We start from the raw sequence: 17,928 nt of genomic DNA, 5'->3' as shown, positions 1-17,928 counted from the left end.
GGAGCCATAGACCATTTCAGTCATGGAAAACCGCCTGTTACGCCTGCTCTGCCTTTGGAAGCCCGGGTGTATCCCCCAGGTCTTCGCGGGCCAGAGTAGCGCCAAACCATCCGCAAGGCCAGCGGGAATGCGGGGCTACCCAAGGCGATTCGAGAAGCCTCCAACGGAACAGCGCTTCAGCCCCCCGTAGAGTGCGCTACAGTGCACCGGCCACCCCGTAGGCTGGGGGTTCCACCCCACCAACCCGCGCCCCATCCGCAGCTTGTTGCGCACCCTGGCCCTTCGCCCGCCCAAAGCGCCACCCCTCCCCCTCGTGGGAGAGGTGAGAGGTGGGAGCATCCGGCTATATCGCCCGGCCGAACTGACCGTAACAAAAACCCCGTCCCGGGCTCGACCCGGGACCTCGACCCAAAGTCGCGGTGCCGCTTGGCAAGCCGAGGTCCCGGGTCAAGCCCGGGACGAGATATGGCGCCCTATCCGTTCCGGATCACATGATCCGCCGCGACCGACCCGTCCCGCACCCAGCGCCCGTTCGGCAGGTCGTTCTCGTCCAGCTTCGCGATGATTTCGGCCTCGGTCAGCCCCAGCCGCTCCCACCGCCCCCGCAACCGGGCGCGCAGCACATGCTCGGGCACCTCGACCATCACCGTCAGGTCGAACATCGGGTGCAGCCGGTCCCAGGGCGACTGGTTCAGCAGCAGCCAGTTGCCCTCGACCACGATCACCGGCACCTCGCGCGGGATCAGCCGCGCCCCGGCCCGGGCGATCTCGATCTTGCGGTCGAAGACCGGGACGGCGACCTCGTCCTCATCCCGCGCCCGCATCCGCTTCAGCGTGTGGTAGAGCCCGCCCACGTCAAAGGTCATCGGCGCGCCCTTCCGCGGACGCAGCCCCGCCGGGACGAGGTGAAGGTCATCATAGTGATAGCCGTCCATCGGCAACACCGCCGCCAGACCCGGCTGCCGGGCGTTGAGCTTGCCCGCCAGCTTGTCGGCCAGCGTCGATTTCCCCGACCCCGGCGCCCCGGCCAAAGCCACGATCACCCGGCCCCCACCCGCCGCGCGAGCCTCCAGCACCTCCGCCACCGCCCCCAGCGCCGTCTCCGCCCCGCCCATGCCCGCCTCCCGTCCAGCGCCCCGGGCCAGAATGGCCACCGCCTGCCCCCGAGGCAAGCCCGGCGCACACCAGCCACCCTTGCACCGGACTGCCGAACTTAGCACCCTGCCCCTGTCATGACAGCAATCGTAGGGTGCGTGATTTCACGCACCATCCCCCATCACCACACGCATGACAGTTCAAACCCCGCCCCCGGCGACACAGTCATCTTTCCGCCATGACGGTGCGTAAAAATCACGCACCCTACGGCTTGCTGGCTGCTCGGCGTCATCGCACCGGACCGCAAGACCACGGGCCGGGTGACCGCGAACTTCCGGCAGGTGGTGAAGGAAGGTGACCTGCGACTGCATCCGCAGATCGCCGGGCTTGTCGAGCCGGAGATGCTGGAGAAGATGGGGCATCTGGCAAAGGAAAGGCTGTAAAATGACTTACCAGCTCTATGAGAAGCCACTGGGTCATACGAGCCTTGATTTCGACCTTGTCGATGGCGACATGAAGAAGGTCGAGAATGAGGACCGCAGCATCGATATCGGGATCAATCCGCCCGAACTCTCGCAAGTGATGCGGTTCGGTCGGCGGGTGAAGACCGAGTTTCTGCCCACGCGCATCCGCCCGCTCACCAATCAAAGCCGGATGCCGGACTTCGCGATTGTGCGACTTGCCCAGATTTGCTCAGCAAAGTTCCGAGATGTGGTCGAGGCGCTGGAACCAGGCGTGCATCAGTTCGTGCCCGTCGAGGTGGTGAGAAAGAATGGCGACCACCTTGCGGACATGTTCTGGTTCGTGCCGTGCAACCGCCTAGACACGCTGCAACTCGATCTGTTGCGCCCGCCGCTTACGGAACGGGGCTTTTACACTGGTTTGGCAAACGAGCCACGCACAGTCTTCAGCCGCAGCAAGATCGGCAACCATCATGTCTGGATCGATAAGCGGATGGTCCGCGGGTTCATCTGGGTGTCGGACAAGTTCCATGACGCAGCGGTTGAGGCCGGCCTGATCGGTCTGAATCTAGTCGCCAAAGAAACAGTTTAGCGAGCCGTAGGGTGGGTGCCAACCCACCACTCCCTCGACAAACCACCCCCAGAAAGGCGAGTGCGACGTACCCCGACCGGGCAACGCAATCCCCTGCCCTCAGGTTAACAAACCCCTAACGCCCACAGCCAAGCCCTTGAATTCCTTGCCCCGGAAAACCTGCCCGCGCGCGGGCACCCCGGCTCAGAACGGCACGTCATCCACCTGATCCGCCGGGATCACCCAGCGCGCGACCACCTTCTTCGTCCCGGCATGGTCGAACTCCACGTCCAGCTTGTCCCCCTCGATCCCCATGACCTCGCCATAGCCGAACTTCTGGTGGAACACCCGGTCGCCGAGGACGTAGGGCGAGGACGCCTCCATGTCGATCACCACATGCCGCGCCTCCTGCGGCTGCCGCATGGGGCGGTGGGTCTGGTTCTCCTGCAGCCGCCGCCAGCCGGGGGAATTGTAGACGTCGGCCTTTGAGACCCGCTCCTCCAGCCCCGAACCGAACCCCACCGGCGCCGCCGCCCCATAGCCGCCGCCGTAAAGGCCGGGGGCGGTGAGGACCTCGACATGCTCGGACGGCAACTCATCAATGAAGCGCGAGGGCAGCTGCGACTGCCACTGCCCATAGACCCGCCGGTTGGAGGCGAAGCTGATCGTGCACAGCTCCTCGGCCCTTGTGATCCCCACGTACGCCAGCCGCCGCTCCTCCTCCAGCCCCTTCAGCCCGGACTCGTCCATGCTGCGCTGGCTGGGGAAGAGGCCGTCCTCCCATCCCGGCAGGAAGACCACCGGGAACTCCAGCCCCTTGGCGGCGTGGAGGGTCATGATCGTGACCTTCTCCTCCGCCCCCTCGGTGTCGTTGTCCATGATGAGGGAGACGTGTTCGAGGAAGCCCTGAAGGTTGTCGAACTGCTCCAGCGCCTTGATCAGTTCCTTGAGGTTGTCGAGCCGCCCCGGCGCCTCGGGCGTCTTGTCGTTCTGCCACATCTCGGTGTAGCCGCTCTCGTCCAGGATCGTCTCGGCCAGGCGGATGTGGTCGTATTCGGGGTGGAAGGTCGCGGCGTGCCAACGGTCGACCCCCTCGACGAAGGCCCGCAGCTGCGCCGCCCCCTTCCCCGGGATCACCCCCTTGGCCAGCGCCTCCCGCGCGCCGTCGAGAAGCGGGACCCCCGCCCCCCGCGCCAGCACGTTGATCTTCGACTGCGCCGTATCGCCAAGGCCGCGTTTCGGCAGGTTGACCACCCGCTCGAAGGCGAGATCGTCGTCGGGGGACACCGCCAGCCGGAAATAGGCCATCGCATCACGGATTTCCTGACGTTCGTAGAAGCGGGGGCCACCGATCACCCGGTAGGGCAGGCCGATGGTCAGGAAGCGGTCCTCGAAGGCGCGCATCTGGTGGCTGGCGCGGACGAGGATCGCCTGGCGGTTCAGGTCGACCGGCTCCATGCCGCGGGTGCCGCGCTGGATGGCCTCGATCTCCTCGCCGATCCAGCGCGCCTCTTCCTCGCCGTCCCAGTGGCCGATCAGGCGGACCTTCTCGCCCAGTTCCCCGGCGGTCCACAGCGTCTTGCCCAGACGTCCGGCGTTCTTGGCGATGACCCCGCTCGCCGCTGCCAGGATATGCCCGGTCGAGCGGTAGTTCTGCTCCAGCCGGATCACCTGCGCGCCGGGGAAATCCTTCTCGAACCGCAGGATGTTGCCGACCTCGGCCCCGCGCCAGCCGTAGATCGACTGGTCGTCGTCGCCAACGCAGCAGATGTTCTTGTGCGCCTGCGCCAGCAGCCGCAGCCACAGATACTGGCAGACGTTGGTGTCCTGGTATTCGTCGACGAGGATGTAGCGGAACCAGCGCTGGTATTGCTGCAGCACGTCGGGATGCGTCTGAAAGATCGTGACGCAGTGCAGGAGGAGGTCACCGAAATCGGTGGCGTTCAGGGTTTTCAGCCGGTCCTGATAGGCGGCGTAAAGCTCGGTTCCCCGGTTATTGTAGGCGGAAGCCTCGGAGGACGGCACCTTTTCCGGCGTCCAGGCGCGGTTCTTCCAGCCGTCGATCAGCCCGGCGAGCATCCGGGCCGGCCAGCGTTTTTCGTCGATGTTGGCGGCGAGGACCAACTGCTTCAGAAGCCGCAGCTGGTCGTCGGTGTCGAGGATGGTGAAGTTCGGCTTCAGGCCGACAAGCTCGGCATGGCGGCGGAGGATCTTCACGCTGAGCGAGTGGAAGGTACCCATCCAGGGCATGCCTTCCGCAACCTCGCCCAGCAGGCGACCGACCCGCTCCTTCATCTCGCGCGCGGCCTTGTTGGTGAAGGTGACGGCGAGGATCTCGTTCGGCCGGGCGCGGCGCTGGTTCAGGAGATGCACGATGCGGGCGGTCAGCGCCTTGGTCTTTCCCGTCCCTGCCCCGGCCAGCATTAGGACGGGACCATCCAGCGCCTCGACCGCGGCGCGTTGGGCGGGATTCAGGTCATCGAGATAGGGCGCGGGCCGCGCCGCCATCGCGCGCTGCGAGAGGGGCACGGGGGCGGCTGCGGCCTCGAAGGCCTGATCTTCGTCCCATCCTGTCATGCCCGGCAGTATAGCCGGATCGGCGCGGGGGAAAAGGGCCTGCGTTCCCTGATTGTTCGGGCTTGCGGCGCGGTTTCGGTATGCGGCGGTGCACTGTCGCAAATCTGTCGGAAAACGGCGTCATTCCCTCTTGCGCTGCAATGCAGCGACCCTAATGTGCAGGCGTCCTGCCGCGCCTGGGGAGAGCCGCCGATGCCCGAGTTCAAGAAAATCCTGATCGCCAACCGTGGCGAGATCGCGATCCGCGTGATGCGGGCGGCAAACGAGATGGGCAAGAGGACCGTCGCGGTCTATGCCGAGGAGGACAAGCTTTCGCTCCACCGCTTCAAGGCCGACGAGGCCTACCGGATCGGCGAGGGGCTGTCGCCGGTGGGCGCCTATCTGTCGATCCCCGAGATCATCCGGGTGGCGCGGATGGCGGGGGCGGATGCGATCCATCCGGGCTATGGGCTTCTGTCCGAGAACCCGGATTTCGTAGATGCCTGCGACAAGGCGGGGATCACCTTCATCGGGCCGCGGGCCGAGACGATGCGGGCGCTTGGCGACAAGGCCAGCGCCCGGCGGGTAGCGATGGAGGCGGGGGTGCCGGTCATCCCGGCGACGGAAGTCCTGGGCGATGACATGGCGCTGATCAAGAAGCAGGCCAAGGACGTCGGCTATCCGCTGATGCTGAAAGCCTCGTGGGGCGGCGGCGGGCGGGGGATGCGGCCGATCCTCGGCGAAGACGAGCTGGAGGCCAAGGTCCGCGAGGGGCGGCGCGAGGCGGAGGCGGCCTTCGGCAACGGCGAAGGGTATCTGGAGAAGATGATCCAGCGCGCCCGCCACGTCGAGGTGCAGATCCTGGGCGACAAGCAGGGCAACGTCTGGCACCTCTGGGAGCGCGACTGCACGGTGCAGCGGCGGAACCAGAAGGTCGTCGAACGTGCCCCTGCCCCCTACCTGACGCAGGCGCAGCGCGAGGACGTCTGCGAGATGGCCAAGCGCATCTGCGGCCATGTGGCCTATGAATGCGCGGGGACGGTCGAGTTCCTGATGGATATGGACTCCGGCAAGTTCTACTTCATCGAGGTGAATCCCCGGGTGCAGGTCGAGCATACTGTCACCGAAGAGGTGACGGGCATTGACATCGTCCAGGCGCAGATCCTGATCGAGGAGGGCAAGAGCCTGCCCGAGGCGACGGGCGTCGCGTCGCAGGCCGAGGTGAAGCTGAACGGCCATGCGCTGCAGTGCCGGGTGACGACGGAAGATCCGCTGAACAACTTCATCCCGGACTACGGGCGGCTGACGGCCTATCGCAGCGCCACCGGGAACGGCATCCGGCTGGATGGCGGCACGGCCTATGCGGGGTCGGTCATCACGCGGTACTACGACTCGCTTCTGGTCAAGGTCACGGCCCATGCCCAGACGCCCGAGAAGGCGATTGCCCGGATGGACCGCGCCCTGCGCGAGTTCCGCATCCGGGGGGTGGCGACGAACATCGAGTTCGTGATCAACCTGCTGAAGCACAAGACCTTCCTGGACGACACCTATACGACCAAGTTTATCGACACGACGCCCGCCCTCTTCGCCTTCAAGAAGCGGCGCGACCGGGCGACGAAGATCCTCCTGTACATCGCCGACATCACCGTGAACGGCCATCCCGAGACGGCGGGCCGCGCGAAGCCCCCGGCCGAGGCGCGGGCACCGAAGCCCCCTGCCCCGAAGGCCGCCCCGGCGATGGGAACGCGCAACCTGCTGGAACAGAAGGGTCCACAGGCGGTGGCGGACTGGATGAAGGAACAGCAGAAGGTCCTGCTGACCGACACCACGATGCGCGACGGGCACCAGTCGCTGCTGGCGACGCGGATGCGGTCGATCGACATGATCAAGGTCGCGCCCGCCTATGCGGCCAACCTGCCGGAGCTTTTCTCGGTCGAGTGCTGGGGTGGAGCCACCTTCGACGTGGCCTACCGCTTCCTTCAGGAATGCCCCTGGCAGCGGCTGCGCGACCTGCGGGCCGCGATGCCGAACCTGATGACGCAGATGCTGCTGCGCGCCTCGAACGGGGTGGGCTATACCAACTACCCGGACAATGTGGTGCGCAGCTTCGTGTTGCAGGCGGCGAAGACCGGGGTGGACGTGTTCCGCGTCTTCGACAGCCTGAACTGGGTCGAGAACATGCGCGTCGCGATGGACGCGGTGCTGGAGGCCAACAAGGTCTGCGAGGGGACGATCTGCTATACCGGCGATCTCCTGGACCCCGCGCGGTCGAAGTATGACCTGAAATACTACCTGGACCGCGCGAAGGAGCTGAAGGCGGCGGGCGCGCATGTGCTGGGGCTGAAAGACATGGCGGGCCTCCTGAAGCCCGCGGCGGCCCGCGTGCTAGTCAAGGCGCTGAAACAGGAGATCGGGCTGCCGGTCCATTTCCACACCCACGACACCAGCGGCGCCGCGGCGGCGACGGTTCTGGCGGCCTGCGACGCCGGGGTGGACGCGGTGGATGCGGCGATGGATGCGTTCTCGGGCGGGACCTCGCAGCCCTGCCTGGGGTCCATCGTCGAGGCGTTGCGCAACACCGACCGGGACACGGGCCTGGATATCGCGGCGATCCGGCAGATTTCCGACTATTGGGAGGCGGTGCGCAAGCAATATGCGGCCTTCGAGTCGGGACTTCAGGCTCCGGCTTCCGAGGTCTACCTGCATGAGATGCCGGGAGGGCAGTTCACCAACCTGAAGGCACAGGCGCGGTCGCTGGGGCTGGAGGAGCGCTGGCATGAGGTGGCGCAGGCCTATGCCGATGCCAACCGGATGTTCGGCGATATCGTGAAGGTCACGCCGTCCTCCAAGGTCGTGGGCGACATGGCGCTGATGATGGTGGCGCAGGGGCTGACCCGGGCGCAGGTCGAGGACCCGAAGGTCGACGTGGCTTTCCCCGACAGCGTCGTGGACATGCTGAAAGGCAACCTCGGGCAACCGCATGGCGGCTGGCCGGAGGGCATCCTGAAGAAGGTGCTGAAGGGCGAGAGGCCGCTGACCGAACGGCCTGGCAAGTCGATGGCGGCGGTCGATCTGGAGGCCACGCGCAAGCAGGTCTCGGCCGAGATGAACGGGATCACCGTCGATGACGAGGACCTGAACGGCTACCTGATGTATCCCAAGGTCTTCCTCGACTACATGGGCCGCCACCGGCAATACGGGCCGGTCCGCACCCTGCCGACGCAGACCTTCTTCTACGGGATGCAACCCGGCGACGAGATCGCGGTCGAGATCGACCCCGGCAAGACGCTGGAAATCCGGCTGCAGGCGGTGGGCGAGACGACCGAGGACGGCGAGGTCAAGGTGTTCTTTGAACTCAACGGCCAACCCCGGGTGATCCGGGTGCCGAACCGGGCGATGGTTGCCAAGGCCGCCGCCAAGCCCAAGGCGCAGGACGGCAATCCGGCCCATATCGGCGCACCGATGCCGGGGGCGGTCGCCTCTATCGCGGTGACGGTGGGGCAGAAGGTGCGGGCGGGCGACCTTCTCCTGAACATCGAGGCGATGAAGATGGAGACGGGCCTGCATTGCGACCGGGAAGCCACGATCAAGGCGATCCATGTCCATGCAGGCAGCCAGATCGAGGCGAAGGACCTGCTGATCGAATTGGAGTAGGGGAAAGGGTGGGCGATCTCGCCCACCCCGACCTTTGCGTCAGTAACGGTCGAAGAAGCTTTTCACTTCGCGTTCGGCATCCTCGCGGGTCTTTCCGTAGTGTTCCTGCACCTTGCCGGCCAGCTTGTCCGCATGGCCTTCGGCAATGTCGAGGTCGTCATCGGTCAGCTTGCCCCACATGACCTTGGCTTCGCCCTTGATCTGCTTCCACTTGCCGGCGATCTGGTCGTTGTTCATCGTCGTTCTCCTTCGTGTGGCAGCGCAAGGGGCGCCGCCTTCATGCCAGGATGACGTGCAGGGCCGGATTTGGTTCCCGACAGGCAGCGGCATCGGCGCGGAATCGCGCAAACAAAAGGGCCGCCCCGAAGGACGGCCCCGCGTTCGGATACCCCGAAGGATCAGGCGGCGGTGAAGGCGCCCGCGTCGACGGCGGCCTGCAGCTCTTCAGCCGACAGTTCGCCCGAAGCGTCGGTGTCGGCGGCCTTGAAGGCTTCTTCGGTGGCGGTGGTGTAGGCGGCCTGCACTTCGGCCAGCGAGAAGGTGCCGTTCGCATCGGCGTCGGCCACGACCGGGGCAGCAGCGTCTTGCGCGAAGACGCCGGTGGCGGTCAGGGCCGAGGCGGCCAGAACGAGGGCGAATTTGGTCATCGTGTTTCTCCACATTGCGGCAGCGCAGAAGGCGCGGCCACACAAGAAGGCGATATTGCCTTCGCCGCGCAAGCTATTCAAAACATTTCCGAATCCAAGCTGATTCTGCGGCAGGTTACTAACTCCTCACGGCGAATTTACTGCGCCGCGACAGGCGCGCGCCGCGACTGCAGCCATCCCCATGACGGGCCTGCATCGCACACGGGACGCGACACGGACCGAGCAAGAAATTTGCGCCGGAAAGCACTTTCCCTCTTGCGGCCCCCCGCTGGTCTTTATACATCCCCTCTCGTCCAGACGGTGCGGGCGTAGCTCAGGGGTAGAGCATAACCTTGCCAAGGTTAGGGTCGTGAGTTCGAATCTCATCGCCCGCTCCAGTTCGGACAGTGCTTGCAAAAGCATAGAAGGCGCCCCGAGGGGCGCCTTTTGCTTTCAGGGCGATGCGAGCATTCGGAGCCGCCCATGTCGCGGTCAGAGTTGCCGCTTTGGGGTGATGGCCGCTCCTAGTTCTTAGCTATCATCTCCGGTTCCGTGGTTCTCCAGAACGAAATCGACATCCTTGTCACCCCGGCCGGACAGGTTGACCAGGACGCTTTCCGAGGAAGGCCGCTGCGCCGCCAGCCGGATCGCGAAGGCCAGCGCGTGTGCGCTTTCAAGCGCCGGTATGATCCCCTCCGATTTCGTGATGCGAAAGAAAGTATCGATCACCTCCCCGTCCGGGATGGCCGCGACGGACAACCGCCCTGCCCCATGCAGCATCGCGATCTCCGGTCCGACCCCCGGATAGACCAACCCCGATGCGACCGAAGACACCCGCGCAGGCGTGCCGTCCTCTTGCTGCAGAACGATGGACTGCGCGCCGTGCAGTGTGCCGGGCGTTCCGAAGGTCAGCGTCGCCGCGTGTTGCCCCGGCTCACCCGATTTGCCGAGAGGCTCCACCGCATGAAGGGCGACGCCGGGATCGTCGAGAAAACCCGCATAGAGGCCCATCGCATTCGACCCGCCAGCCAGGCAAGCCACGACATGATCGGGCAAGGCACCGCCGCTCAACGCCAGGAACTGACGGCGGGCCTCCCGACCGACGACCGACTGGAAATCCCTTACGATCATCGGGAAGGGGTGCGGCCCGATCGCCGAGCCGATCGCGTAAAGCGCGTGGTCCCGCTGCGCGACATAGGCGTGGAAGGCGGAATCGCTGGCCTCCTTCAGGGCCGACTGCCCGGCGGTCGCCGCGACCACGCGGGCGCCCAGAAGGCGCATGCGCCCGACGTTCGAGCTTTGCTTCGCGATGTCGACCTCACCCATGTGAACCTCGCATTCGAGGCCGAAACAGGCCGCCGCGGCGGACAGCGCAACCCCATGCTGGCCCGCCCCTGTCTCGGCGATCAGCTTGCGCTTGCCCATCTTGCGCGCGAGCAGCGCGAAGCCCACGCAATGGTTGATCTTGTGCGCGCCGGTATGGTTCAGGTCCTCGCGCTTCACGTAGATGCGCGCGCCTCCGATCTGATTGCTGGTGTTCTCCAGGAAGTGGACCGGCGTCGGCCGCCCCTGGAGACCCGTCCGAACCTTTTCGAGAGCGTTCTGGAAGTCCGGCGTGTCCCGCAATGCGAGATAGGTCGATGCCAGTTCCTCCAGTGCGGGCCAGACCTCGGGCGGATAATGGTTGCCGCCGAATTGTCCGTAATACCCATTGGCATCGGGGAACCTGGTCGAATGTGTATGGCCGTCCTGCGTCATCCTGAAACCTCGAAATTTCGATGCCGAGGGTAAGCGACCGATCCGGCGCCGTATTGAACAGGATTTGCATGCCTCTGCGGACAGCGCCAAGCGCGCGTGGAAGCAACGCCGTTTGCCTAGCGCGCGCGCCCTGATTGCCGGCGCGGTCCGCCCTTCGTTTGACGCGTTCCGCCGATGTCCCGCGAAAGCGCGCCGGGAGGCACCCCGAACACCTTCTTGAACTCACGGGTGAGATGGGCTTGGTCGCTGAAATCCAGCATGAGGGCAACCTCGCTGAGGTTCTCCCCCTCGCAGATCAGTTCCCGGGCCTTCGCCACCCGTACCTGACGGACATAGGTCTGGGGCGCCATTCCCACCGCGGTGCTGAAGGCCCTGACAAGGTGGCTCTTGTGCACCCCCATTTCGCGCGCAAGGTCTTCGGTCCGCATCGCACGGGTGCCGTTGGCGTGGATCAGCAGGCAGGCCCTGCGAACCAAGGCACCGGGGCTTTGAACTGCCGGGTCTGTCGAGAAATCACAGGCCGCCAGCATCCTGCGCAGCAAAGCCTCGACGGCACCGCTCTCTGCGACGGGCGCGAACAGGGCCTCGACAAGCTGCACCGTCACCGGCTGCTGCCTCAGAATGGCGGTCTGGATGCCGGGAGGCCCGTCGCTGTGCCCAAGGGCCAGACAGTCGGCGAGAAACTCTCCGGAGGGATAGAGCGTCGCATATTCGGCATCCTCGCCGGAACAGCAGGCCGAATGGACCTCGTAGGGGTTGAAGAAGAAGACGTCGCCCGCACGGGCGGTTCCGCTCCACCGGGCCGACCTGATCTCGGCCGCGCCCCGCCGGAGAGCGACGATGGAATAGGTGCTGTGCAGATGAGGATCGAACCGGCGCGCCGTTCCGCGCGCCTGCAGCAGGTCAGACCGCTGCAGCGCGAAGCTCATGGAATTGACCTGCGTCATCGATGGCGCCCGTTTCGGTGCATGTGGCTTTCCCGCCCCGTGCTGTTGTCCATCGGAGACTCGAGAGCGGCAGTGCACCCAAGGTTTACGAGCCAGGAGCCCGGCAGAAAAGAGCCAACCTTGATCTGGCCGCCTCACGAGCGTAGTAGCCCGGCGCGATCTCGGGGCGCAGGTAGGCGAGCGCGAGCGACGCTTCGACGTGATAGCCGTAAAGGCGCCCAATCAGAGCGCGGCGTAGTCGCGCGATGCGGTCTCATAGGTGAACTTCATCGGCACGGGCAGGTTCGTCTGCCAAGTCTGTGCCACGCCGCCGCCCATCAGTGACAAGGCCCGGGCGGTATCCGCTACGGCACCGCCATAAAGACGGTTTGCGATGTTGAGGACAGCGGTTTCGTGCATCGCCTGGCTGCCCGATCCGCAGGCATCCTTGACAAGCAGGACATGGATGCCGCGTTCCACCGCGTCTTTCACCGTGGCAGCCACGCAGGCCTCGGACCAGCAGCCGCCGATCACCAGCCAGTCGATCCCTGCCCTGTCCAGCATCTGCGGCAGCTGGGGCGCGGTGAAGCAGCTTGCGTCGCGCTTGACGATCACGGTCTCGCCCGGCAGGGGCGTCAGTTCCGGAGAAATCTCGGCGCCGGGCGTCCCTGCGTCGCTGAAGGCCGATCGCCCGTCGTCGCCCAGAGGGTGGAAAGGTCGCGTGATGTCAGCCTGAGTATCGACAAGATAGACCGTATGAAAAACCGCCATCCCTGCCGTCCGGGCCGCCACAAGCAGCAGGGCACAGTTTGCGGCAACGGTATCGTAGGCCTCGACCAGATAACGGGTATCAGTGCGATGCTCTTCCTGCATGTCGATCAGCAAAAGCGCCGTGCGGCCGCGCGGCAGGGTCATGTTCACGTGCATTGTTGTCCCACGTCTCCGGGCCGGTGCGCATGTGCGTGACGGTCGGCGCGCGTACGCATCTCGCGCGGGGTGCAGCCGAACTCGTTTCGGAAGGCGCGTGAAAAGCTCGACGCGCTGGCAAAACCGCAGGAAAGCCCGATGGTGTCGATCGGACCCTTGGAATGCAGCAGGAGATCCGCCGCATGCTTCAGGCGCACTTGGCGCAGATAGGCCGCCGGCGGCAGCCCGGTTTCCTTTCGGAAGGCCCGTTCAAGACGATCGGCCGATATGCCGATCCGCTCTGCCAATCCGCGAATCTCCATCGGTTCGTCCAGGGCCTGCTCCATCATCGTGACGGCCGTCAGGACCATGTCGTCGCGGATGCCAGTGCGCAAGCGAAGCTGCATCCGCTGGCGGTCGGTCTCGTCGCGCAGGGGGCTGTGCACGAACCACTCCGCGACTTCGCCCGCGATCTCGGCGCCGTGGTCACGGCAGATCATCTCCAGCATCATGTCCAGCGCACCGATTCCGCCGGTCGACGTGAAGCGCCCGCGATCGATGACGAAAAGATCCTGCCGCATCTCGATGTCAGGGAACGCCTCGCGGAAGGCGCGCTGGCTGGTCCAGTGCAGGGTGCAGGCATAGCCGTCCAGAAGGCCTGCGCGGGCAAGAAGGAAGGCACCATCCGCAACCGAACCCAGCGTCGCCCCGGCCCGCAGCTGGCGGCGTATCCAAGACAGCGCCCGGTTGGCCGTCAGATGATCGGCGTCGCCGCCCGAGCAAACGACGATCCGGTCCACGTCGGGCGCGGCATCTGCGCCGTGGTCGGGCTCGATCCGCAACCCGTTCGAGGCGCAGAGCGGCCCGGCCGCATTGGCCACCACAGTCCATTCATAAAGCCTGCGGTCCGCTAGAAGGTTGGCGGCGCGCAAGGGCTCCATCACTGCCGAGAAGGCCATGAGCGGGAAGCCGGGGAAAACCAGCAGGGCATAGCGGATCGGCGGCGAGTCACGCGAAGGCGGATGCGCGGCAGGAATATGGGGGCCGGGCGGCGGCGGCCTCAGCATGGCGCGAGTCCCAGCGCCCGGCGCAGATGGGTGATGGCGGGCTCGGTCGGCAGGGCAGCCAGAAAACTGTGCGGTTGGCCTTGGGCGATCACCAGCACCGCACCGGCTTGCTGCGAAAGGGCCTCGGACTGGTAGAGGATCGGGTCGCTGCCGCCGCCCACAACCGTCATCCGGGGCGGGAAGGCAAAGCCCGGGGCGGCAGGGTCGTAAAGCGGATTGCCTTTCGCGATGCCCTTCGGGTCCAGTCTGCGCTGATAGGCGGCAAGGGATTTCGGCCCCAGTCCCTGGGTTTCGTCGTCGCCCAGCGTGGCCGGACGCGGCACGGAGGTGCCGCCGCCCGGATAGAACAGGATCGCATCCTCGATCCGAACGCGTTCCTCCCCCGCTAGGCCGGCGAAGGCCCAAAGCGCCACAAGGCCCCCGGCACTGTCGCCCATCAGCCGCGCGCGGGGATAACTGCACAACCGCGCGCGGACAGCGGCGACGGCATCTTCGGCCTGCGCGGGCAACGGGTTCTCCGGTGCCAGACGGTAGCGGATCGAATAGACCGGCGCCCGGGCCAGGCTTGCGATCCAGGCGGCGTTGATGCGGTGCGTTTCGGGTGAACCGACGACGAAACCGCCACCATGGAAGTAGACGACCGGCGTGCCGGTTGCCTTGGCCGGCATGAAGCGAAGCCCGCCCGGACAGCCATCCTCGGGGTCGAACGGGGCGATCGAGACGTCCTCGGGCAGGACAGGGTTCACGACCTCGGGACAGGTGTTACGCCAGCGGCGAAGATCTTCTGGATCGCCGTTGATCCAGTCCGGGGCGTCGGCGTCGCGCATCGTCACACCCAGTCGTGCTTGCGAAAAAGTTCCGCGGCGCGGGCGACGGCGTCCTCATTCAGCACAAAGCCGAGACCGGGCTTGCCCTCCAGTGCCAATCGTCCCTTCACCGGGGTCAGACCGGGGCTTTCGACGATGTCCTCCTTCAGGAGCTGCCACATGATCTGGTTGCCATCGTCAAGGTTGGGGATCGCGCGGCCGACGTGATGTTCCGCGCAGGTCGTGATGCCGGTCGTCATCGAGGAATGGATGCAGAGCGTCAGCCCCGCCGCTTCGGCAACCGCGGCCGCCTTCATGGTGCCGCGCAACCCGCCGATCTCGCGCGGGCCGACGGCGATCATGTCGGCAGCGCCCGTCGCGCAGGCCCGGTAGACCTCGTCCAGCGTGAAAACCGCCTGGTCGGCGCCGATGGCGATCTGCGCGCGTTCCGTCACCCGGCGCAGCGCCTCGAGCGACCGCGAGGTGGTCGGCTGCTCGATATACTCGATGCCATAGGGCGCAAATTCCGTCATGCGTCGGATCGCGGTCGAGACATCCCATGCTTCGTTGGCATCGAGCCTGAGCCGCGCCTCGCCGATCGCCTCGCGCACCAGGCTTACGGCCTGCCGGTCATGGTCGACCCCGACGCCGACCTTGAGGTAGATCACCGGCTCGCCGATGCTGGCGGCGTGACGGGCGTCGGCGGCGATCTCCTCGGGGCTTTCACCTTGCAGGAAGTAGAAATAGCCCACGTCCTTGCGACGCTGCCCGCCCAGCAGATCCCAGACAGGACGACCGATAAGCTTGCCCTGCAGGTCCAGCGCGGCCATCTCGACGCCGGATTGCAGCTGGTTGGCATAGCGCGGCATGTTGCCGCCGAAGGTCAGGAACAGTGCCCGATAGGCTTCGGCCCAGCTTTGCGCAATGTCGAAGACCGAAGTGCCGATCAGCCGCCTTCCGATCTTCTGCAGGATACGGGCCTGCGCGGTGGCATCCGGGGCGGTGGTGGTCTCGCCGATGCCGATGGTGCCGTCTTCGGCCTCCATCTCTATCAGGTTGACGTGGAAGGCCTCTTCCACGCCTTGAGACCAGATATAGGGCGCCTTGAGCGGCAGGCGCAGCGAGGTGACGCGGAAAGCGGCGATCTTCATGATGGTCCTTTGATCGAGAGCCCCGACCGACAGCGCGCCCCGCAGTGTCCGGGCGCGGATCGGGCGTGGGCTCGGCACGGCAATTTCATTCCGAAAGCCAGACGTTGTCCAGATGCGCCTCGAAAGCCTGCTGCATCCGCAACCCGTTCACTCCCTTGCGGAAGGACCGGTAGACCGAGCGCCAGTAGGGCTGGATCATCACCCCTGCCTCGCGCAGGATCGTCTCGATCTCCTGCATCAGGGCGCGGCGCGCCTCGACATCCGGGGTGGCAAGCGCCTGGTTCAGCAATTCGTCGAAACGCGGATCGGAAAAGCCGCTTTCGTTCCAGGCCTCGCCCGAACGATAGGCCAGCGCCAGCACCTGCACCCCCAGCGGACGGCCGTTCCATTCGGTGGCGGAGAACGGATATTTCGTCCAGTTGTTCCAGAAGGTCGATCCGGGCAGCACCGTACGCTTCACGTTGAGCCCCGCATCGCGCATCTGCCCCGCCACGGCGTCGCAGGTGGCGGCCTGCCATCCGTCATCCAGCGAGATCAGTTCGTATTCATGCGCCCCTGCCCCCGCTTCGGTCAGCAGCGCCCGCGCGCCAGCGGGATCGTGCACGGCCGGACCGATGTCGAAGAACTCCTCGTGCATCGGGCCGACATGACAGTTTGCAGCGACCGAGCCCGCCCCGTTGACCCCCAGTCGCAAGATTTCGGCATTGTCGACCGCCATCTGTGCGGCCCGGCGCAGGCGGGCATCGGTATAGGGTTCCTGCTGCACGTTAAAGCGGCAGACGATGGTCGATCCGGTGGCGATCTCGCTCGTTTCAGCACCCGAGGCGGTGAAAAGCGGCAGGTTGTCCGCCAGCGTCTCGTCGGTGGCGTCGATCTCGTCCGATTGCAACGCAGCGACGGCGATCGAGGGATCAAGCCCGAGGTCGACCCATTTCACGCCGTCCAGCCAGAACTCGCCCTTCCACCAGGGCGCTTCCTTGCGCTTGACCTCGGCGCCGACCGAGGGGTCCCAGGTGACCATCTCGCAAGGCCCGGTCGAGATCGACAGCGCTTTCATCGGATCGTCCTCGCCGTCATAGCTGCGGTGCATGATCAGCGCCGGATAGTCGGTCAACCCGGCGACCAGCGTGATGTCGGCGCGCGGCATGTGAATGCGCACCGTCCTGTCGTCGACCTTTTCCAGCGCGTCGGGCAGAATCTTCTTCGACGCCGGATCGACGAGCACGCCAAAGCGCGAGGCCATCGAGTTGCCCTCGATGTTCTGGTCGCACCAGCGGGTGATGTTGGCGATGACATCCTCGGCGGCAAAGCTGTCGCCGTTCGACCAGGTCACGCCCGGGCGCAGGTTGAGGGTCAGCGTTCTGGCATCGTCGCTCGTCTCCCAGCTCTGCAGCAGATAGGGTTCGAAGGTGAAGTCGCTGGTCCAGCGGACAAGGTATTCGTTAACCGTGCGGGCGATCTGCGCAATCTGGTGACCGTCGAAGATGCGCGGGTCGCGGAAGGGTTTGACGTTCATCGCGATGCGCAGCGTGCCGCCCTTCCGCGGGGTCTCGGCCATGGCGGGGGTCGCGCCCAGCGTCAGCCCGCCCAACGTGACGGCGCCCGCGGTCGAGACCCCCAGCGCAGCCATGGTGGCGAAGAACTCGCGCCGGTTCATCTTGCCCGCGCGGAACTGCGCGGCAACGGGCTCGGCCATCGGGTGGAGGGGCCGGTCGGTCAGCATGAGGCGGGGCATCGGCAGCTCCTGATCTGGAATTGAAGATGCAACCAGTATCGGCGCAGATCGACGGGGTCGCTTTACCCCAATCCGCAGATAATATGCCGGATGCCGCACCGCCCCGAGGGATCGCGCCGGACATCCTGACAGCGCTTCCGGCAGGAAACGAAGACGATGGGAACCGTATCGGCCCGGGCCGCGCCGGTTCCCGGCGAACAGCCTCCCGTCGTCGACCAAAGCCTGAGCGATGTAGGCCCGGCGCGGCGGGTTACCGCGCCTCGCCGAAGGTGCGGGCCACAGCCTCGCGGTGATTTTTCTCCTCGACATCGCTGCGGGCGATGAGCGTGTAGAACATCGGCACCACGAACAGGGTGAAAAGCGTCCCGATCAGGAGGCCGGTGAAGATCACCATGCCCATGGCCTGACGCGCCGCGGCACCGGCGCCATCGGCGATGATCAACGGCACCACCGCCAACACCATGGCTGCCGTCGTCATCAGGATCGGCCGCAAACGTGTCCGGGCGGCCGCGACAATGGCCTGTCGGCGCGTGGCCCCCTTGGTCTCGCGCTGCTGGTTGGCGAATTCGACCATCAGGATGCCGTGCTTGGTGATCAGGCCGATCAGCGTGATCAG

The 17,928-nt window shown here is 65.8% G+C and carries 15 protein-coding genes and 1 tRNA gene; 4 read left to right on the top strand and 12 right to left on the bottom strand.

The features are described 5' to 3' along the window. Positions 1–473: 473 nt before the first annotated feature. On the bottom strand, positions 474–1,154 hold the full coding sequence (locus V7Q39_RS09150; RefSeq protein WP_333816260.1) for a nucleoside/nucleotide kinase family protein: 681 nt from the start codon (positions 1,152–1,154) through the stop codon (positions 474–476). Positions 1,155–1,415: 261 nt separating this feature from the next. Between V7Q39_RS09150 and V7Q39_RS09145 the strand changes: the two genes are divergently transcribed. Further along, entirely contained in the window at positions 1,416–1,538 is a 123-nt protein-coding gene (locus V7Q39_RS09145; RefSeq protein ID WP_333816259.1) for a hypothetical protein, read from the top strand. A gap of 1 nt (position 1,539) precedes the next feature. Further along, positions 1,540–2,148 carry an imm11 family protein gene (locus V7Q39_RS09140; RefSeq protein ID WP_333816258.1) on the top strand — a complete coding sequence of 203 codons (609 nt, stop codon included), beginning with the start codon at positions 1,540–1,542 and terminating at the stop codon, positions 2,146–2,148. A gap of 183 nt (positions 2,149–2,331) precedes the next feature. Here the strand turns inward: V7Q39_RS09140 and V7Q39_RS09135 are convergent, their stop codons facing one another. Next, positions 2,332–4,704: an ATP-dependent helicase gene (locus tag V7Q39_RS09135; RefSeq protein WP_333816257.1), complete on the bottom strand. Its 2,373-nt coding sequence runs from the start codon at positions 4,702–4,704 to the stop codon at positions 2,332–2,334. Between the two features lie 192 nt (positions 4,705–4,896). Here V7Q39_RS09135 and V7Q39_RS09130 point away from each other — a divergent pair, with 192 nt between their 5' ends. Next, positions 4,897–8,337, top strand: a complete 3,441-nt coding sequence (locus tag V7Q39_RS09130; RefSeq protein WP_333816256.1) for a pyruvate carboxylase — start codon at positions 4,897–4,899, stop codon at positions 8,335–8,337. Between the two features lie 39 nt (positions 8,338–8,376). Here V7Q39_RS09130 and V7Q39_RS09125 read toward each other — a convergent pair whose 3' ends face one another. Both V7Q39_RS09125 and V7Q39_RS09120 read right to left on the bottom strand, forming a co-directional pair. After that, a complete protein-coding gene (locus V7Q39_RS09125) occupies positions 8,377–8,574 on the bottom strand; it encodes a CsbD family protein (RefSeq protein ID WP_333816255.1) in 198 nt (65 codons plus the stop codon). A gap of 161 nt (positions 8,575–8,735) precedes the next feature. Beyond that, positions 8,736–8,984: an EF-hand domain-containing protein gene (locus tag V7Q39_RS09120; RefSeq protein ID WP_333816254.1), complete on the bottom strand. Its 249-nt coding sequence runs from the start codon at positions 8,982–8,984 to the stop codon at positions 8,736–8,738. Positions 8,985–9,286: 302 nt separating this feature from the next. Between V7Q39_RS09120 and V7Q39_RS09115 the strand changes: the two genes are divergently transcribed. Beyond that, a tRNA-Gly gene (locus V7Q39_RS09115) sits at positions 9,287–9,361 on the top strand. Between the two features lie 133 nt (positions 9,362–9,494). Here the strand turns inward: V7Q39_RS09115 and trpB are convergent. From trpB to V7Q39_RS09075, 8 genes are all read right to left on the bottom strand, one after another. Beyond that, positions 9,495–10,721 (bottom strand): tryptophan synthase subunit beta, encoded by a 1,227-nt coding sequence (gene trpB / locus V7Q39_RS09110; RefSeq protein ID WP_333816253.1) that lies wholly within the window; start codon positions 10,719–10,721, stop codon positions 9,495–9,497. Between the two features lie 116 nt (positions 10,722–10,837). Further along, positions 10,838–11,650 (bottom strand): helix-turn-helix domain-containing protein, encoded by an 813-nt coding sequence (locus V7Q39_RS09105; RefSeq protein WP_333816252.1) that lies wholly within the window; start codon positions 11,648–11,650, stop codon positions 10,838–10,840. 240 nt (positions 11,651–11,890) lie between these two features. Next, positions 11,891–12,562: an isochorismatase family protein gene (locus V7Q39_RS09100; protein WP_333816251.1), complete on the bottom strand. Its 672-nt coding sequence runs from the start codon at positions 12,560–12,562 to the stop codon at positions 11,891–11,893. Positions 12,563–12,564: 2 nt separating this feature from the next. After that, entirely contained in the window at positions 12,565–13,620 is a 1,056-nt protein-coding gene (locus V7Q39_RS09095; protein WP_333816250.1) for a GlxA family transcriptional regulator, read from the bottom strand. Then, positions 13,614–14,447, bottom strand: coding sequence for an alpha/beta hydrolase fold domain-containing protein (locus tag V7Q39_RS09090; RefSeq protein ID WP_333816249.1), 834 nt, complete (start codon positions 14,445–14,447; stop codon positions 13,614–13,616). Before V7Q39_RS09090 ends, V7Q39_RS09095 begins: the two co-directional genes overlap by 7 nt. Positions 14,448–14,449: 2 nt before the next feature. Next, positions 14,450–15,577 (bottom strand): mandelate racemase/muconate lactonizing enzyme family protein, encoded by a 1,128-nt coding sequence (locus V7Q39_RS09085; protein ID WP_333816248.1) that lies wholly within the window; start codon positions 15,575–15,577, stop codon positions 14,450–14,452. 85 nt (positions 15,578–15,662) lie between these two features. Beyond that, a complete protein-coding gene (locus V7Q39_RS09080) occupies positions 15,663–17,312 on the bottom strand; it encodes an ABC transporter substrate-binding protein (protein WP_333816247.1) in 1,650 nt (549 codons plus the stop codon). 250 nt (positions 17,313–17,562) lie between these two features. Further along, the coding region (locus V7Q39_RS09075) for an efflux RND transporter permease subunit (protein WP_333816246.1) at positions 17,563–17,928 on the bottom strand (366 nt) is incomplete at its 5' end.

It is taken from the genome of Tabrizicola sp. (assembly GCF_036781545.1).
Taxonomy (GTDB): Bacteria; Pseudomonadota; Alphaproteobacteria; order Rhodobacterales; family Rhodobacteraceae; genus Tabrizicola.
Note: the sequence above shows the minus strand (reverse complement) of the source record. Positions and strands in the feature narration are given on the sequence as shown.